Consider the following 14,399-nt stretch of genomic DNA (forward strand, 5'->3'; position numbering starts at 1 on the left):
TGAACGGGCGGCGATCCTGCGTGCATGGCATGCGGCGATCGTCGCGCATACCGACGATCTCGCGAAGCTGATGTCGCGCGAACAGGGCAAGCCGCTCGCCGAAGCACGCGGCGAAGTCGCCTACGGCGCGTCGTACGTGCTGTGGTTCGCCGAGGAAGCGACGCGCACGTACGGCGACCTGATTCCGCAGCAGCAGCGTGGCAAACGCCTCGCCGCGGTCAAGGAGCCGATCGGCATCGTCGCCGCGATCACGCCGTGGAATTTCCCGCTCGCGATGATCGCGCGGAAGATCGCACCTGCCCTCGCGGCCGGCTGCACGGTGGTCGCGAAGCCGGCGGAGGACACGCCGCTGACGGCGCTCGCGCTCGCCTTCCTCGCGCAGGAAGCGGGCGTGCCGGCCGGCGTGCTGAACATGATTACCGCGTCGCGCGAGCGCGGCATCGACGCGGTGGCCGACTGGCTCGCCGACGGCCGCGTGCGCAAGATCACGTTCACCGGATCGACGCCCGTCGGCAAGCTGCTCGCACGCGAGTCGGCCGCCACGCTGAAGAAGCTGTCGCTGGAGCTCGGCGGCAATGCGCCGTTCATCGTGTTCGACGATGCCGAGCTCGATGCCGCGATCGACGGGCTGATGGCCGCCAAGTTCCGCAACGGCGGCCAGACGTGCGTGTCGCCGAATCGCGTGTACGTGCAGGCGGGCGTCTACGACGCCTTCGCCGCGAAGCTCGCGGCGCGCGTCGCCGCGTTGAAGGTCGCGCCCGCGACCGATCCGGCCGCGCAGATCGGCCCGATGATCAACGCGCGTGCGGTGGACAAGATCGCGCGCCACGTCGGCGACGCCATCGAGCGCGGCGCGCGCGTCCTCACGGGCGGCAAGCGCCTGCCCGAACTCGGCCCGAACTTCTACGCGCCGACGGTGCTCGCCGACGCCACCGCCGACATGCAACTCACCTGCGAGGAAACGTTCGGCCCGATCGCCGCACTGTTTCGCTTCGACACCGAGGACGAAGCCGTCGGCGCCGCGAACGACACGCCGTTCGGGCTCGCCGCGTATTTCTACACGCAGGACGTGCGGCGCATCGCACGCGTGTCGGCACGCCTCGAAACGGGCATCGTCGGGATCAACGAAGGCGCGCTCGCGAGCGAGGCCGCACCGTTCGGCGGCGTGAAGGAATCGGGCTATGGCCGCGAAGGTTCGCGCTACGGCCTCGACGACTACCTGTCGATCAAGTACCTGTGCCAGGGCGGGCTCGACTGACCTTGCACGGCTGCGTGCAACGCCGGCAAGGCAGGATCGCGGGAATCATGGAAAATACGCCGCATCTGAGATGCGGAGACTAGCCCGTGGGCATCAACTTCGATTTGAACGACTTGCAGGCGTTTCGCGCGGTCGTGGAAACGGGAAGTTTCCGAAAGGCCGCAGAGACGGTGAGCATTTCCCAGCCTGCGTTGAGTCGCCGGATCGACAAGCTCGAGGAAGCGCTCGGCGTGCGCCTCTTCGAGCGCACCACGCGGCGCGTCACGCTCACCACGGTCGGCCGCGTGTTCGCGCAGAGTGCAGAACAACTGCTCGACGATCTCGACGCCGCGCTGCTCGGCATTCGCGACGTGTCGTCGAGCCGCCTGGGCCATGTGACCATCGCGTGCGTGCCCTCGGTGGCCTACTACTTTCTGCCCGCGATCATCGCGCGCTATCATCAGCGCTTTCCGCGCATCCGGGTCAAGCTGCTGGACGCGGGCGCGAACGAGGTGCTGGGCGCCGTCATCAGCGGCGAGGCCGATTTCGGCGTGAGCTTCATCGGCAGCCAGGAATCCGACATCGAGTTCAAGGTGTTGCTCCAGGAGCGCTTCGTCGCTGCCTGCCGCCGCGACCATCCGCTCGCGCGCAAGAAGCGCGTGACCTGGAACGAACTGTACGAGCACGATTACGTGTCGGTGGACAAGACTTCCGGCAACCGTCTGTTGCTCGACCAGGCGCTTGCCGCCGTGGCACCGCGCGGGCCGAGCGTGTGCGAAGCGCGCCACGTCACCACCCTGCTCGGATTGATCGAGGCGGGGCTCGGCGTCGCCGCGGTGCCCTCGATGGCGATGCCCGGGCACGACCATCCCATTCTCACGAGCGTGCCGCTCGTCGAGCCGGTCGTCAAACGGCGCGTGGGCATCGTCAAGCGGCGCGGACGACCGCTCACGCCGGCCGCCGAAGCGTTTCACCGGATGATCATCGACGCGAAGCGTGGCGGTACCGCGAGCAGCGGTGCATCGGTGTGACAACGACAGGAAAGACACGAAGGATGATCGTCCCGTGAGGCTGGCCAGGCTGCTCAAATCGCTCTATGTGCAGGTCCTGCTCGCGATGATGCTCGGCGTGACCGTCGGTCACGTCTGGCCGGACGCAGGCGCAACGCTCAAGCCCCTCAGCGATGCGTTCGTCGGCCTTGTGCGGATGACCATCGCGCCGATCGTCTTTTGCACGATCGTCTCGGGCATCACGTCGCTCGCGAACGGGAAGGCAATCGGCCGCACGATCGTTCGGGCGCTGGCGCTCTTCTATCTGCTGACCGCCGTCGCGCTCGCGATCGGGCTCGTCACCGCGTTCGTGCTGCAGCCGGGCGCCGGCCTGCACATCGACGTGCACCATCTCGATTCGAGCCTCCTGGCACAGTACGCAAAGGATGCGCAGCCACGCGGGCTCGTGGCGTTCGGGCTGAGCGTGATTCCCGATACGATGCTCGGTGCGTTCGAGCAAGGCGAGGTGTTGCCGGTGCTGCTGCTGTCGCTGCTGTTCGGCTTCTCGCTGAACGCACACCGGGCGGCCGGCCGGCCCGTTCTTGCACTGATCGACGGGGTCGCCCAGGTTGTCTTTCGCGTGCTCGCGATGATCATGCGGCTCGCGCCGCTCGGCGCATTCGGCGCGATGGCGTTCACGGTGGGCCGCTTCGGTATCGGCTCGGTCGGCTCGCTTGCGAAGCTGATGCTGGCCTTCTACGTGGCATGCGCGCTGTTCGTCGCGCTGGTGCTCGCACCGCTCGCGCGCCTGCACGGCTTTGCGCTGTGGCGGCTGTTGCGCTACCTGCGCGAAGAATTGCTCATCGTCCTCGCGACGTCCTCGTCGGAGCCTGTTCTGCCGCGCCTGATCGTCAAGCTGGCGTCGCTCGGTTGCGACCGGGGCGTCGTGGGGCTCGTGCTGCCGGCGGGGTATTCGTTCAATCTGGACGGCACCGCGATCTACCTGACACTCGCCGCGCTGTTTATCGCGCAGGCGTGCGACGTGCCTCTTTCCGCGTCGCAGATCGCGATGTTGCTCGCCATCATGCTGCTCACGTCCAAGGGCGCGGCCGGTGTTTCCGGTAGCGGGCTGGTTGCGCTGGTCGCCACACTCGCCGTCATGCCCGACCTGCCCGTTGCCGGGGTCGCACTGCTGGTCGGCATCGATCGCTTCATGTCCGAGGCACGCGCGCTGACGAGCGTGATCAGCAATGCCTGCGCGGTCATCTTCGTTTCGATGTGGGAAGGTGCGTGCGATCGTGCACTGCTTGCGCAAAGGCTCGCCGTGGCCGGTTCGGCTTCCCTGAACGGGGCCGATGAAGGCAGTGCCGCGGCCGATGCCGACGGTAACGGGAAGGCCGCCTGACGCACGCCTTCCCGTCGATGGAATTCAGTGAGCGGAAACGGAATCGAGTCCGGTCGACTTCACGTCCGCCTGCACGTCGGGCGACGCAAGATAGTCGAGCAGCGCCTTCGCTTCCTTCGGATGCTGCGCGCCAACGGGGATGCCGGCGGCGAAGCGCGTGACCGACTGCAGCGATTCGGGAATCTTGCCGACGTAGGCCGCCCCCTTGACCGGCAGCAACTCGCTCACCTGCTGGAAGCCGATTTCGTAGTCGCCGTTCGCGACGACCGACGCCACCGGAATCCGCGGAATCATCTTCGCCTTCGACTTCACCTGGTCCTCGATGCCGAGCTTCCTGAACAGCTCGCGTTCGATATACACGCCGCTCGCGCTGTCCGAATAGGCGATCGACCTGGCATGCAGCAGCACCTGCTTCAGGCCTTCGGCGGAGCCGATGTCGGGCTTGGCCGCGCCGTCGCGCACGACCATGCCGATGCGCGAATCCGCCAGCTCGACCCGGGATCCGGGGACGACCTTGCCCTGCCTGATCAGGTCGTCGAGTGCGTAGCCGACCATGATCACCGCGTCGGCGGGCTCGCCGCGCGCGAGCCGGTTCGGAATCGCTTCGGGCGACTTGCCCATCGACGGGCCGAGCGCGGTATCGAGCGTATTGCCCGTCGTCGACTCGAACCGGGGGCCGAGCAGCTTGTAGGCGGCGGTGAAGCCGCCCGAGCTCATCACGTGCAGTTCGGCGGCCTGCACGTTGGCCGCAACCGCCGTGGTGGCGACCAGCGCGGTCGCACAAAATTTCAGGAGCAGGTTTCTCATGGTCATGGTCGTACGGATTCGCTTGGGTTCGTGTGGGTTCCTGAACATTCCGGATGGGCCGGCCGTCAATGCGCCGGCGTCAGCGTCGCGGTACGGTGACGATAAAGCGCGAACGTCGCAAGAAGCGCGCACACCGCGGCGAAGCTCATCCAGTAGCCCGGTGCGGCCTTGTCGCCCGTCATGTGAATGAGCGCGGTCGAGATGGCCGGCGTGAAGCCGCCGAACACGGCCGTCGCGAGGCTGTACGCGAGCGAGAAGCCTGCGACGCGCACCTGCACCGGCATCACCTCCGTGAGCGCCACGACCATCGCACCGTTATAGATCCCGTACATGAACGAGAGCCACAGGAGGACGAGCAGCATGTTGACGAACGACGGCGCGTGCGCGAGCAACGACAGCGCCGGGTAGGCGGTCACGACGGCGAGCACCGTCATGCCGACCAGCAGCGGCCGGCGGCCGATCCGGTCGGACAGCGCACCGCCGATCGGCAGCCACACGAAGTTCGACACGCCGACGCACAGCGTCACGAGCAGGCTGTCGGCGGTGCTCAGATGCAGCACCGTCTTGCCGAAGGTCGGCGCGTAGACCGTGATCAGATAGAAGCTCGTGGTGGTCATCGCGACCAGCATCATGCCGGCAACCACGACGCCCCAGTTCTGCACCAGCGTACCGAACACTTCCTTCATGCCCGGACGATGCTTGCGCGCCTTGAATTCCTGGGTTTCCTCCAGGTTGCGGCGGAGCATGAAGATGAACGGCACGATCATGCAGCCGACGAAGAACGGCGCGCGCCATCCCCATGCGGCGATGGCCGACGCGCTCAGCCATTGATTCAGCGCAAAGCCCAGGCCCGCCGCGACGACGATCGCGACCTGCTGGCTAGCGGACTGCCAGCTCGTGTAGAAGCCCTTGCGGCCGGGCGTCGCCAGCTCGGCGAGATAGACCGATACGCCGCCCAGCTCGGCACCGGCGGAGAAGCCCTGCAGCAGCCGGCCGAGCAGCACGAGCGCGGGCGCCAGCAGGCCGATCGTCGCGTAGCCCGGCACGAACGCGATCAGGATGGTGCCGCTCGCCATGATGGACAGCGTGACGATCAGGCCCTTGCGGCGGCCGACGTCGTCGATGTACGCACCCAGCACGATCGCGCCCAGCGGCCGCATCAGGAAGCCGGCGCCGAACACGGCGAAGGTCATCATCAGCGACGCGAACTCGCTTTGCGCGGGAAAGAAGACGTTGGCGATCTGCGTGGCGTAGAAGCCGAACAGGAAGAAGTCGAACTGCTCGAGAAAATTCCCGGCTGTGACGCGGAAAACCGCGGCGGCCTTCGAACGTTCGGTCGGAAGGCTGGACGAGGGGTGCATCGGGGTGTCTCCTGAAAATCCTGGAATACGCGAGAGGGGCGAGGCGATTGTCGTTTTCCGGCATGTTCGCTCGGCGCCGGTCAAACGATAAGTGCAATTTTTGGAAGGATTGATGTCGATTCGTTATCAATCGAAGTGCCAGCGGCGCGTGTCGCCGCCCATCGTTCCGGGCAGCGGCAAGCGCCCGATGCAAGGCTTGGCAGGACCGGCCAGGCGAACTCGCATACGTTTGCGCTCCCGTGCGCGATCGCACTCGCCCGCTGGCTGTCCTGCCGGCCTCGATTTTCTGTTAACCGTGCCGTTAACCGTGATTTGACCCGCGCCGGAACCATTGCCGCCGGCCTCCCATACGAGCACGAGCATGCCCGCATTCACCTCGATCGAGAAAATTGCCGACTGGGCCGGACGCAACCATCTCGCCGTCGGCGCATTGGGTACGTTGATGTCGCTGGCGGCGCTCGGGATCAGCGCGGCGACACTGTGGGCCGGGCGCAGCGAAGTGATAGAACACGCACACGAGACGTCGCGCAACGTCGCAGCCGTACTGGTGAGCCAGATCGCGCGCACCGTCGAAACGTCGAACAACGCACTGGTCGCGCTCGCGTCCGATCTCGGCAAGCCCGCGGTGCGGCGAATGGATGCCGGGCTGCGGCACGATCTGCTGTTCGAGCGCACCGCAGCGCAATATGTGACCGGCATGGGCGTGACCGACCGGCGCGGCCAGATGATCGACGGTTGCTGCGGCACGACCCATCATTGGGATTTCAGCGATCGCGACTACTTCAAGGTCCATCGCGATGCCGACAACGTCGGCCTCTACGTGTCCGAGGCCTATCGCGCTCGCTCGCGCGGCGGCAAGGAATCCATCGCGCTGTCGCGGCGCATCGACCGGCCGGATCATACGTTCAACGGCATCGCGGTGGTCGCCATCGACATCGCCTATTTCGAGCAGCTCCTGTCCGGTCTCGATGTCGGGCCGAACGGGGTCAGCGCGATCCTGCGCGCGGACGGCGCGATCCTCGCGAGAAATCCGTCACTGAACGACAACCAGATGAACCACCTGCGTCACTCGAAAGCCTTCGACCGGATGGTGCACAGTGTATCGGGCTTCTATCCCGCTCGTTCGACCATCGACGGCACCATGCGGCTGTATACGTACCAGCGGGTGCCGGGCACGCCGCTGATTGCCGTCGTCGCACCGGCCGAGCGCGACGTGCTGGCGAGCATTACACGCCTGTCGTGGACGGTAGGTGTGTCCGCAACCGTGATCAGCGCACTCTTCTGCGCGGTGGTATGGCTGCTTGCGTTTGCGCTACGGGACAACCTGCGCAAGCAGACGCTGCTCACGGATCTCACACGGACCGATCCGCTGACGGGCCTGTGCAACCGCCGCGCCCTTGATATCGCGCTGGCCGACGAATGGGAACGGCTGCAGCGGGGCAGCAACGGCAGCCTGTCGATCCTGTTCATCGATGCCGACCACTTCAAGCAGTACAACGACCGGCACGGGCATGCGGAAGGCGATACGGCGCTGCGCTTTCTCGCCGAATGCATCCGCACGCACACGCGACGGCGCGGCGATCTCGCCGCGCGCTACGGCGGCGAGGAGTTCGTCGCGGTGCTGCCGGATACGGACGAAAGCGGTGCCGCGCAGGTCGCGGAGGCGATTCGCCGCGAAGTCGAACGCAACCGGCTCGACGGGTTTGCGGAAACCGTTCCGGCCTTCACCGTCAGCATCGGCTGCGCGACCGGACATCGCGCGCGCCCCGCGTCCGTGCATGCGCTGTCGCGTCAGGCGGACATGGCGCTTTATCGTGCGAAGCGCGAAGGCCGCAACCGCGTGAGTTGTGCGGAAATGGAGCCGTTCGCGCACTCGGCGTAACGGCCACGGGTCGTGATCTGCATTTTTCCGACAGCAGCGTGCGCGCAAACGATTTCCCGGGCGACCATACCCTACCGCTCTTTCATCGCCCGGTTAATCAGGAACGCTATCCGACGGCAAGTCCACCCGACTTTCCATCCGAACGATCAACGGCCGCCGGTTCGCACGAAGCTGCCCCTGGCCCAGGGCGGCCACCAGCGCACAGGGTGCTCGCGGTATCCACCTCCCCTCAACGCAAACGGCGCTTGCAGTGCACGACCGCTGGCCCCCCGTCACGCCCGAAGCGGCAAGCCCAGCCGCCAGCTCAGGTTCCCGCGCGCCCGCGCCTCGCAGCGCGCATGGAAGTAATCCGTCAGATAGATGCGCGGGCGCGAGAGCAGCCAGCGAAGAATCGTCCGTTCATGAAGGTCGTAAGCCCGGTCGTCGAGATCGGCGCGTTCGGCCCGGAGCCGGCGGCCGTCTTCGCGAAATTGCCTGCGTGAAGCGCCCAGCACCGCCAGGTCGATGTCGCACACGAAACGGGTATCCAGTTCCGCAATGGTTCCGACGTGGGTCGTCGCGAGAATCATCGCGCAGATCCGGTCGCACGCGCCGATTCGCCCCGCTGCCAGGTGCCGGAACCAGTCGGCGCTGCGCTGCTCGTTGTTCTTCGCGCCGGGCACGTAAATCACGTCGTGGAACCAGAGCGCGAGTTCGACCACATCCGGATCGGGAATCGCGCTGCGCGCGAGGTCGACCTGACGCAAGCAGCGCCTGACGTGTACGAGCGTATGGTAATGCCGCATCGGCTCCGAATAGCCTTCCGCCAACAGGCGATAGACCTCCTCGGCATGGGTCCCGCCGCTGCCCGACCACAACGTGACGAACCGCGCCTGCGTCTGGTTCACGTTCACTCCTTGGCCCGTGTCGGCACGACACGATCGCCCCGGGCCGACGTTACCGCGATGCGCTCACATAAATTCCCTGCGAATGTCGATGCTCGACCGCTGTCCGATGTTGCCGTAGTGATGCGCGAGCCATGCATCCGCCTCGCGTCGTCCGTGGTCATGCAGCTCGCTCAGGAATCCCCAGTCCGCGTTGTACTTGCTCGATACGCTCAACGCGCTCAGCGCGTCGTCGGCGCGAATGGAATGGATCAGCATTTCCTTCATCTCGCCGCGCTTGATCGTGCCTTGCTGGATCAGGTCGGTGACGAACGCGATGGCACGCATCTCGCGCATCAGCGACGAGTTGAAACTGATCTCGCTGATACGGTTCAGAATTTCCGCGGCCGTAATGGGTACGCCGCGGCGCACGAGCGGATTGATGTGCACGATCACGACGTCGCGCGTCGTGCAATTGTAGATAAGAGGATAGATGGCCGGATTGCCCATGTAGCCGCCATCCCAGTAGTACTCGCCGTCGATCGAGACCGCTTGGAACAGGGTCGGCACGCATGCCGATGCAAGTACCGCGTCGGCACACACATCCTCGCCCGTGAAGATGCGGATTTTCCCCGTCTCGACGTTGGTGGCGCAGAGATACAACCGGATCGGACAGTGCTTGCGCAAGGCGTCGAAGTCGACCTGGCTCTCGAGCACTTCGCGCAGCGGATTCAGGTTGTTCGGATTGAACTGATACGGCGAGAAGACGCGCAGCATCATGTCGGTGAACGCATAAAGCGGCGAGTGATCGAGCCCGAAGCTGTGCGTCCCCTTCAGCCACGGCACCCAGCGCAACGGGTTGTAGTGCTCCGCCGATCGCGCGACCGCCTGCCAGAAGTCGTGCAGTGCCTCACGCGCACCGTCCTCGCCCCCCTTCAGCAGCCCGCACGCGAGCACGACGGCGTTCATCGCGCCGGCGCTGGTTGCACAGACACCCTCGATTTCGAGCCTGCCGTCTTCGAGCAGCCGGTCAAGCACGCCCCAGGTAAATGCGCCGTGCATCCCGCCACCCTGCAGCGCCAGCGCGATCGGTTTGCGCGGACCATCGTGGCGGCGTCTCGTATGCGTGGTCGTCATGCCCGTCTCCTCGAGCAGCGGCAGTTCGCGGACGGCACGTGGTCACACGATGCGTCGTCGTACGCCGCAGGTCCATTCATCCTGCGTGTGCGCCCAATGCGTCCAGCAGCGCTTTTGCTTCTTGCAGGTCGCTTGTGTCGAAGCCTTCCGTGAACCAGGTGTATACGTTGGACAGCACTTGCGTGGCCTCCGCGGTCTTGCCCTGTCGCTGCAATAGCCTGGCGAGATCCGATGCTGCCCGCAGTTCCAGTGCCCTGGCACCCTGTTGGCGTGCCCGCGCGATCGCTCTGTGAAAGCAGTCGGCGGCTTCGTCGTCGCATTCAGGCGCCATGTCTGCCTTGTCGGCCCTGCCGGCCCGATAGATTCCCGCGAGCCGGTACAGCTCGGCCTCGTAGCAATGCTCGCCGGTTTTCTCGACGATCGCCATGGCCTCCTCCAGCATGCCCATTGCTGCGCGCTTGTCTCCCGCGCGCCAGTAACTGTCGGCGAGCAACGCGAGAGAATACGGACGCTGGTCTTCGCCGCCGGCTGCCCGCTGAGCGTCGAGGCCCAGCCGCATCTGTGCAATGCCGTCCTGGATGTCTCCTTGCACGCTCATCGCCCAGCCTTGCAGGAGCGTCCCCCACGCGAGCCAGTACGGCAATCCGTGCTCGGTCGACACGGCAATGACCGCTTCCGCGCGCTCGGCGGCCAGCCTCGGCTCCCGCCGCAGCTGATGCAAGTGCGCCGTGTAGGTCAGGCTGAACGCCAGCGATGGCCCATAAGCAAGGTTCCGTGCTAGCGCAAGCGCTTCGACGCTGCGTTTGAGCGCCTGGTCGGGATACCCCTGAATCCACAATGTCAGCATCAGGAAACAGAGTGCCCGGATGCCGGGATCCACCCCGTGTGCGAAGACGTGTGCCTGATGCTGCTCCGGATCGTAGAGCGCAAGCGCCTGTTCCGTGTGGGTGCAGGCAGCACCGAAATCGCCCTGCAAAAACAGGCACGAACCCAGCGCGCTATGCGCCTCGATGAGGAGGCCCGGATCGTTCGCATCCCGCGCCGTCCTGAGCATCTGCATGCCCAGCTCCAGGCCGCGCGCATGCTCGCCGCGCACCCCGTGATGGATCCGCAATCCCAACTGCGTCGCGAAGCGTTGCGATGCCTCTCCGGTGCGCTCGCACAATTCGAGTGCGCGCATATAGGTCTCGCCCACCTCGTTCGCGCCATACCCGCGCACGTCCATCAGCACCGGCCCGAGGGAAAGCAGCAGTGTCAGTTCCCAATGCGCGCGCGCCGGTGTGTCCGGCAAGCCCTTCAGCAACGCCAGCGCCGCGTCGAGATGATTCATCGCATCGTGATGGGCAGCGTGGCGCAACGCCTGCTGAGCCGCCCGATGCAGGTATTCGACCGCCTTGAGAATGTTGCCGCTCTGACTGTAGTGGTGCGCGAGTTCGCTGCAGTAATCGGCGATGCGTGTCGGGAACAGCACCTCGATCGCCTGCGCGGTACGCTCGTGCAGCGTGGTACGCCGCTCCGTGAGCAACGAGCGCCCTGCCACCTCCTGGGTCAGCGCGTGTTTGAACGAGTAATTGACTTCCGGAAAGGCGGGGCACTCGTAGATGAACTCCGCCGCTTCCAGGTGCGCGAGGAGGCGCCGCAGTTCGTCGTCCCGCGCCGGCGCCTCACCGCAAATTCGCCGGATCAGGCTGAACGGAAACTCGTGGCCGATCACCGCGAGTGCCTGCAGCAGTTCCTTTTCGTCGATCGGAAGCCGGTCGATCCGGGCGGCGAGCACGCCCTGCACGGTGGTCGGAATGTGCAGCGTGGCCGGCGTCTCCACGATGCGATAGCGCCCGGCCTCGCCGAGCAGCGACCGCTCCTCGACGAGCGTCTGGACCACTTCCTCCATGAAGAACGGGTTGCCCTCCGTCTTCTCCAGGATGAGCTGTTTCAGCGGCACGAGCGTGCGATCCTCGCCGAGCAGCGCCGCGAGCAGTCCTTGCGCATCGGCCGTGCCAAGCGGCTCGAGCCGCAGTGTGCTCCAATGCGCCGCGCGAGCCCACGCGGGCTGATACTCGGGCCGGTAGTTCACCAGAAGCAGGATGCGTGCGTCCGGCACGTGCTCGATCAGGTAGGTGAGGAAGGCTTCCGTTTCACGGTCCAGCCATTGCAGATCCTCGAACAGCAAATGGACCGGCTGATTCTGGCTCTCTCGCGCGAGAAGCTGCCTGATCGCGTCGAAGGTCCGCTCGCGCCGGATCTGCGGATCCATCTCGACGAGTACCGGCCCGCCTTCGCCAATGCCGAGCAGATAGAGGACGTACGGCACGAGGTCCTCGAAACTGCGCTCGAGCGTGAGCGCCTTGCCGATGACCTTTTCGCGGCAGCGCCGCTCGTCGTCCTGTGTCGTGATCTGAAAATAATTCTTCAGGAGTTCAATGAGCGGCAAATTGGAATACGCCTTGCCGTGCGATACGGAAAACGTCTCCAGCACCAGCGCGCCACGCCGCGAACGCTCCTTGAACTCGTGGAACAGGCGGGACTTGCCGACGCCGGCCTCGCCCACCACGCCGACCACGCGCCCCTGCCCGGCCCTGACGGTCTCCAGGGCCCGGTTCAGGTGTTCCATTTCCGTTTCGCGGCCGACGAAGCGCGCGAGACCACGGTGCGCCGCCCGTTGCAGGCGCGTGCGCAACGCACCCAGGCCAAGCACCTCGTACACGCACAGCGGCGCGGGAATCCCCTTGAGCTGCGTCGCCCCCAGCGCCTTGAACTCGAAATAGCCTTCGGCCAGCTTGTGGGTCGACTCGCTGACGAGAATCGACGTCGGTGCGGCGATGCCCTCGATCCGCGACGCGATGTGGATCGTATGCCCGAGCGGATCGTAATCGGTGTGCAGGTCGTCGGTGCGGATCGAACGAACGACGACCTCGCCGGTGTGAACGCCGACGCGAATCTGCAGAGGAATGCCTTCCTGCAGACGAATGCGATCGCCATGCTGTCGCATTGCCTGCTGCATGCGCAATGCAGCGAACAGCGCGCGCTGTGCATGGTCTTCGTGGGCAATCGGTGCGCCGAACAGCGCGAGGATGCCATCGCCGAGCGATTTGGCTACGTACCCTTCGTAGTAATGGACCGCTTCCATCATCAGCTCGACGACGGGCACGATCAGGCGATGCGCCACTTCGGGATCGAGATCGTGGATCAACGCGGTCGACCCGGCCATGTCGGCAAACAACGCGGTAACGGTCTTGCGCTCACCGGCGGGTTCGCCGCGCGCTTCCATGGCCGCGTGTTCGGCACGGATGCGCTCGGCAAGGTGATCGGGCGTGTAATGAACGGGAGTCGGCGGCGGCTCCCTTCCCGAGGGCCGGGACGATGGCGACGACGCCGTGGGCGCGGCCAGCGCCGCCCCGCAGTTGCTGCAGAAGCGGGCCGCCGGCTCTACGTCATGTCCGCATTGCGGACACGTGCGGGACAGCACGGCCTGGCATTCCTGGCAGAACCTCGCACCGGGAGGATTCTCGGAACCGCATAGGGCGCAGCGCATAAAACCCTCTTCCGGCCAAGGGTCGACATCAAAATATTATGCGCCACTCTCCGCGGATATTCAGGTTGACTATGCGATTGCGCATGCCGACTGACGTCGCGTGCGCCGCGAGCCCGCACCCGAAATCGTCGGCGGAATCTCCGCGCAAAAGGCCGGTTGCACCGGTTGCGCCGCGTGCCTGCTCATCCGCCTGCGCGCCATTCGCGCACCAGCCGCTCGCGATGCGCCGGGCGCGCGACAACCCGCGCTGACCGGCGGGCACCTCATCGATTCGCCCCTGTCGCGCAAGACATGTCGACACTGTCATGCAGCGCCGGGATGCCTGTGCAAAGCGCGTTGCAACCCACGCTTCCGTGAAAACACGCGGTCTGCCGCCTGCACCGCGAATCGACGCCGCCATGCACGGCACTCATGCCGCGCATGAAAACTAATCGATTGTTGGCACCCCGGATCGACGCCGACAATCCGCGTCATGCCCCCTCGTTTGCGGTTCGGGCCACTCACCCTCCCAATCGGCACAACACGATCCATGAACCATTCAGCCACCGTCTCCTCCATCGCCGGGGCCCGCAAGGCCACGGCGGCGCCCTGCCATGCCCGCCCCCGCACCTGCGGCGAAGCGCTCGTCGACCTCCTCGAACGCCAGGGTGTCGAATGCGTGTTCGGCATTCCCGGCGTGCATACCGTCGAGCTCTATCGCGGCCTCGCCGCATCGTCGATCCGCCATGTGACGCCGCGCCACGAACAGGGGGCCGGCTTCATGGCCGACGGCTATGCACGCGTCACGGGCCGGCCGGGCGTCTGCTTCATCATCACCGGGCCGGGGATGACCAATATCGCGACCGCGATGGCACAGGCCTACGCGGATTCGATCCCGATGCTGGTGATCTCGAGCGTCAACGCACGACGCGAGCTCGGCAGCGGCGACGGCCGCCTGCACGAGCTGCCGTCCCAGCGCGACGTGTTCGCGGGCCTCACCGCGTTCTCGCACACGCTGCTCGACGCGGCCGACCTGCCGCAGGTCCTCGCGCGCGCATTCGCGGTCTTCGCCAGCGCGCGGCCGCGGCCCGTGCATATCGAGATTCCGCTCGACGTGATCGTGATGCCGGCGCCCGCGCTGTCCGACGCCCCGCTCGCGCTGCCTGCGCGGCCCTCGCCGGATGCGAATGCGCTCGCCGCCGCCGCC

12 protein-coding genes are annotated in these 14,399 nt (G+C 65.9%); 5 read left to right on the forward strand and 7 right to left on the reverse strand.

All coding sequences use genetic code 11. From position 1 onward, the window contains the following. The 3 genes from G3O06_RS41705 to dctA form a co-directional block, all read left to right on the forward strand. Positions 1-1,258, forward strand: a 1,258-nt coding sequence (locus G3O06_RS41705) for an NAD-dependent succinate-semialdehyde dehydrogenase (protein ID WP_205819564.1), incomplete at its 5' end; no start/stop codon positions are given. An 86-nt stretch (positions 1,259-1,344) separates the two neighbouring features. Further along, a complete protein-coding gene (locus G3O06_RS41710; protein WP_205819565.1) occupies positions 1,345-2,268 on the forward strand; it encodes a LysR family transcriptional regulator in 924 nt (307 codons plus the stop codon). A 34-nt stretch (positions 2,269-2,302) separates the two neighbouring features. Further along, on the forward strand, positions 2,303-3,631 hold the full coding sequence (dctA, locus tag G3O06_RS41715; RefSeq protein WP_205819566.1) for a C4-dicarboxylate transporter DctA: 1,329 nt from the start codon (positions 2,303-2,305) through the stop codon (positions 3,629-3,631). 24 nt (positions 3,632-3,655) lie between these two features. Here dctA and G3O06_RS41720 read toward each other — a convergent pair whose 3' ends face one another. The 3 genes from G3O06_RS41720 to G3O06_RS41730 all read right to left on the reverse strand — a co-directional run bounded on the left by G3O06_RS41720 (position 3,656) and on the right by G3O06_RS41730 (position 6,162). After that, a complete protein-coding gene (locus tag G3O06_RS41720) occupies positions 3,656-4,438 on the reverse strand; it encodes a substrate-binding domain-containing protein (RefSeq protein ID WP_205819567.1) in 783 nt (260 codons plus the stop codon). Between the two features lie 65 nt (positions 4,439-4,503). Further along, on the reverse strand, positions 4,504-5,799 hold the full coding sequence (locus G3O06_RS41725; RefSeq protein ID WP_174997561.1) for an MFS transporter: 1,296 nt from the start codon (positions 5,797-5,799) through the stop codon (positions 4,504-4,506). Between the two features lie 126 nt (positions 5,800-5,925). After that, complete coding sequence (locus G3O06_RS41730) at positions 5,926-6,162, reverse strand: hypothetical protein (RefSeq protein WP_205819568.1); 237 nt, start codon at positions 6,160-6,162, stop codon at positions 5,926-5,928. Between G3O06_RS41730 and G3O06_RS41735 the strand changes: the two genes are divergently transcribed. Further along, positions 6,161-7,681, forward strand: a complete 1,521-nt coding sequence (locus tag G3O06_RS41735; protein WP_205819569.1) for a sensor domain-containing diguanylate cyclase — start codon at positions 6,161-6,163, stop codon at positions 7,679-7,681. The genes G3O06_RS41730 and G3O06_RS41735 overlap by 2 nt on opposite strands. Before the next feature lie 272 nt (positions 7,682-7,953). Here G3O06_RS41735 and G3O06_RS41740 read toward each other — a convergent pair whose 3' ends face one another. The 4 genes from G3O06_RS41740 to G3O06_RS41755 all read right to left on the reverse strand — a co-directional run bounded on the left by G3O06_RS41740 (position 7,954) and on the right by G3O06_RS41755 (position 13,613). Then, positions 7,954-8,568 (reverse strand): hypothetical protein, encoded by a 615-nt coding sequence (locus G3O06_RS41740; RefSeq protein WP_205819570.1) that lies wholly within the window; start codon positions 8,566-8,568, stop codon positions 7,954-7,956. 63 nt (positions 8,569-8,631) lie between these two features. Then, on the reverse strand, positions 8,632-9,681 hold the full coding sequence (locus G3O06_RS41745; RefSeq protein WP_205819571.1) for a patatin-like phospholipase family protein: 1,050 nt from the start codon (positions 9,679-9,681) through the stop codon (positions 8,632-8,634). A 76-nt stretch (positions 9,682-9,757) separates the two neighbouring features. Further along, positions 9,758-13,213, reverse strand: a complete 3,456-nt coding sequence (locus G3O06_RS41750; protein ID WP_205819572.1) for an adenylate/guanylate cyclase domain-containing protein — start codon at positions 13,211-13,213, stop codon at positions 9,758-9,760. 28 nt (positions 13,214-13,241) lie between these two features. Beyond that, positions 13,242-13,613, reverse strand: a complete 372-nt coding sequence (locus tag G3O06_RS41755) for a hypothetical protein (RefSeq protein ID WP_205819573.1) — start codon at positions 13,611-13,613, stop codon at positions 13,242-13,244. A gap of 129 nt (positions 13,614-13,742) precedes the next feature. On the opposite strand from G3O06_RS41755, the gene G3O06_RS41760 reads away from it, so the two are divergent. After that, on the forward strand, positions 13,743-14,399 hold a 657-nt coding region (locus G3O06_RS41760; protein WP_277403786.1), incomplete at its 3' end, for a thiamine pyrophosphate-binding protein.

This window comes from Burkholderia sp. Ac-20345 (assembly GCF_017104825.1).
GTDB lineage: Bacteria > Pseudomonadota > Gammaproteobacteria > Burkholderiales > Burkholderiaceae > Burkholderia > Burkholderia lata_B.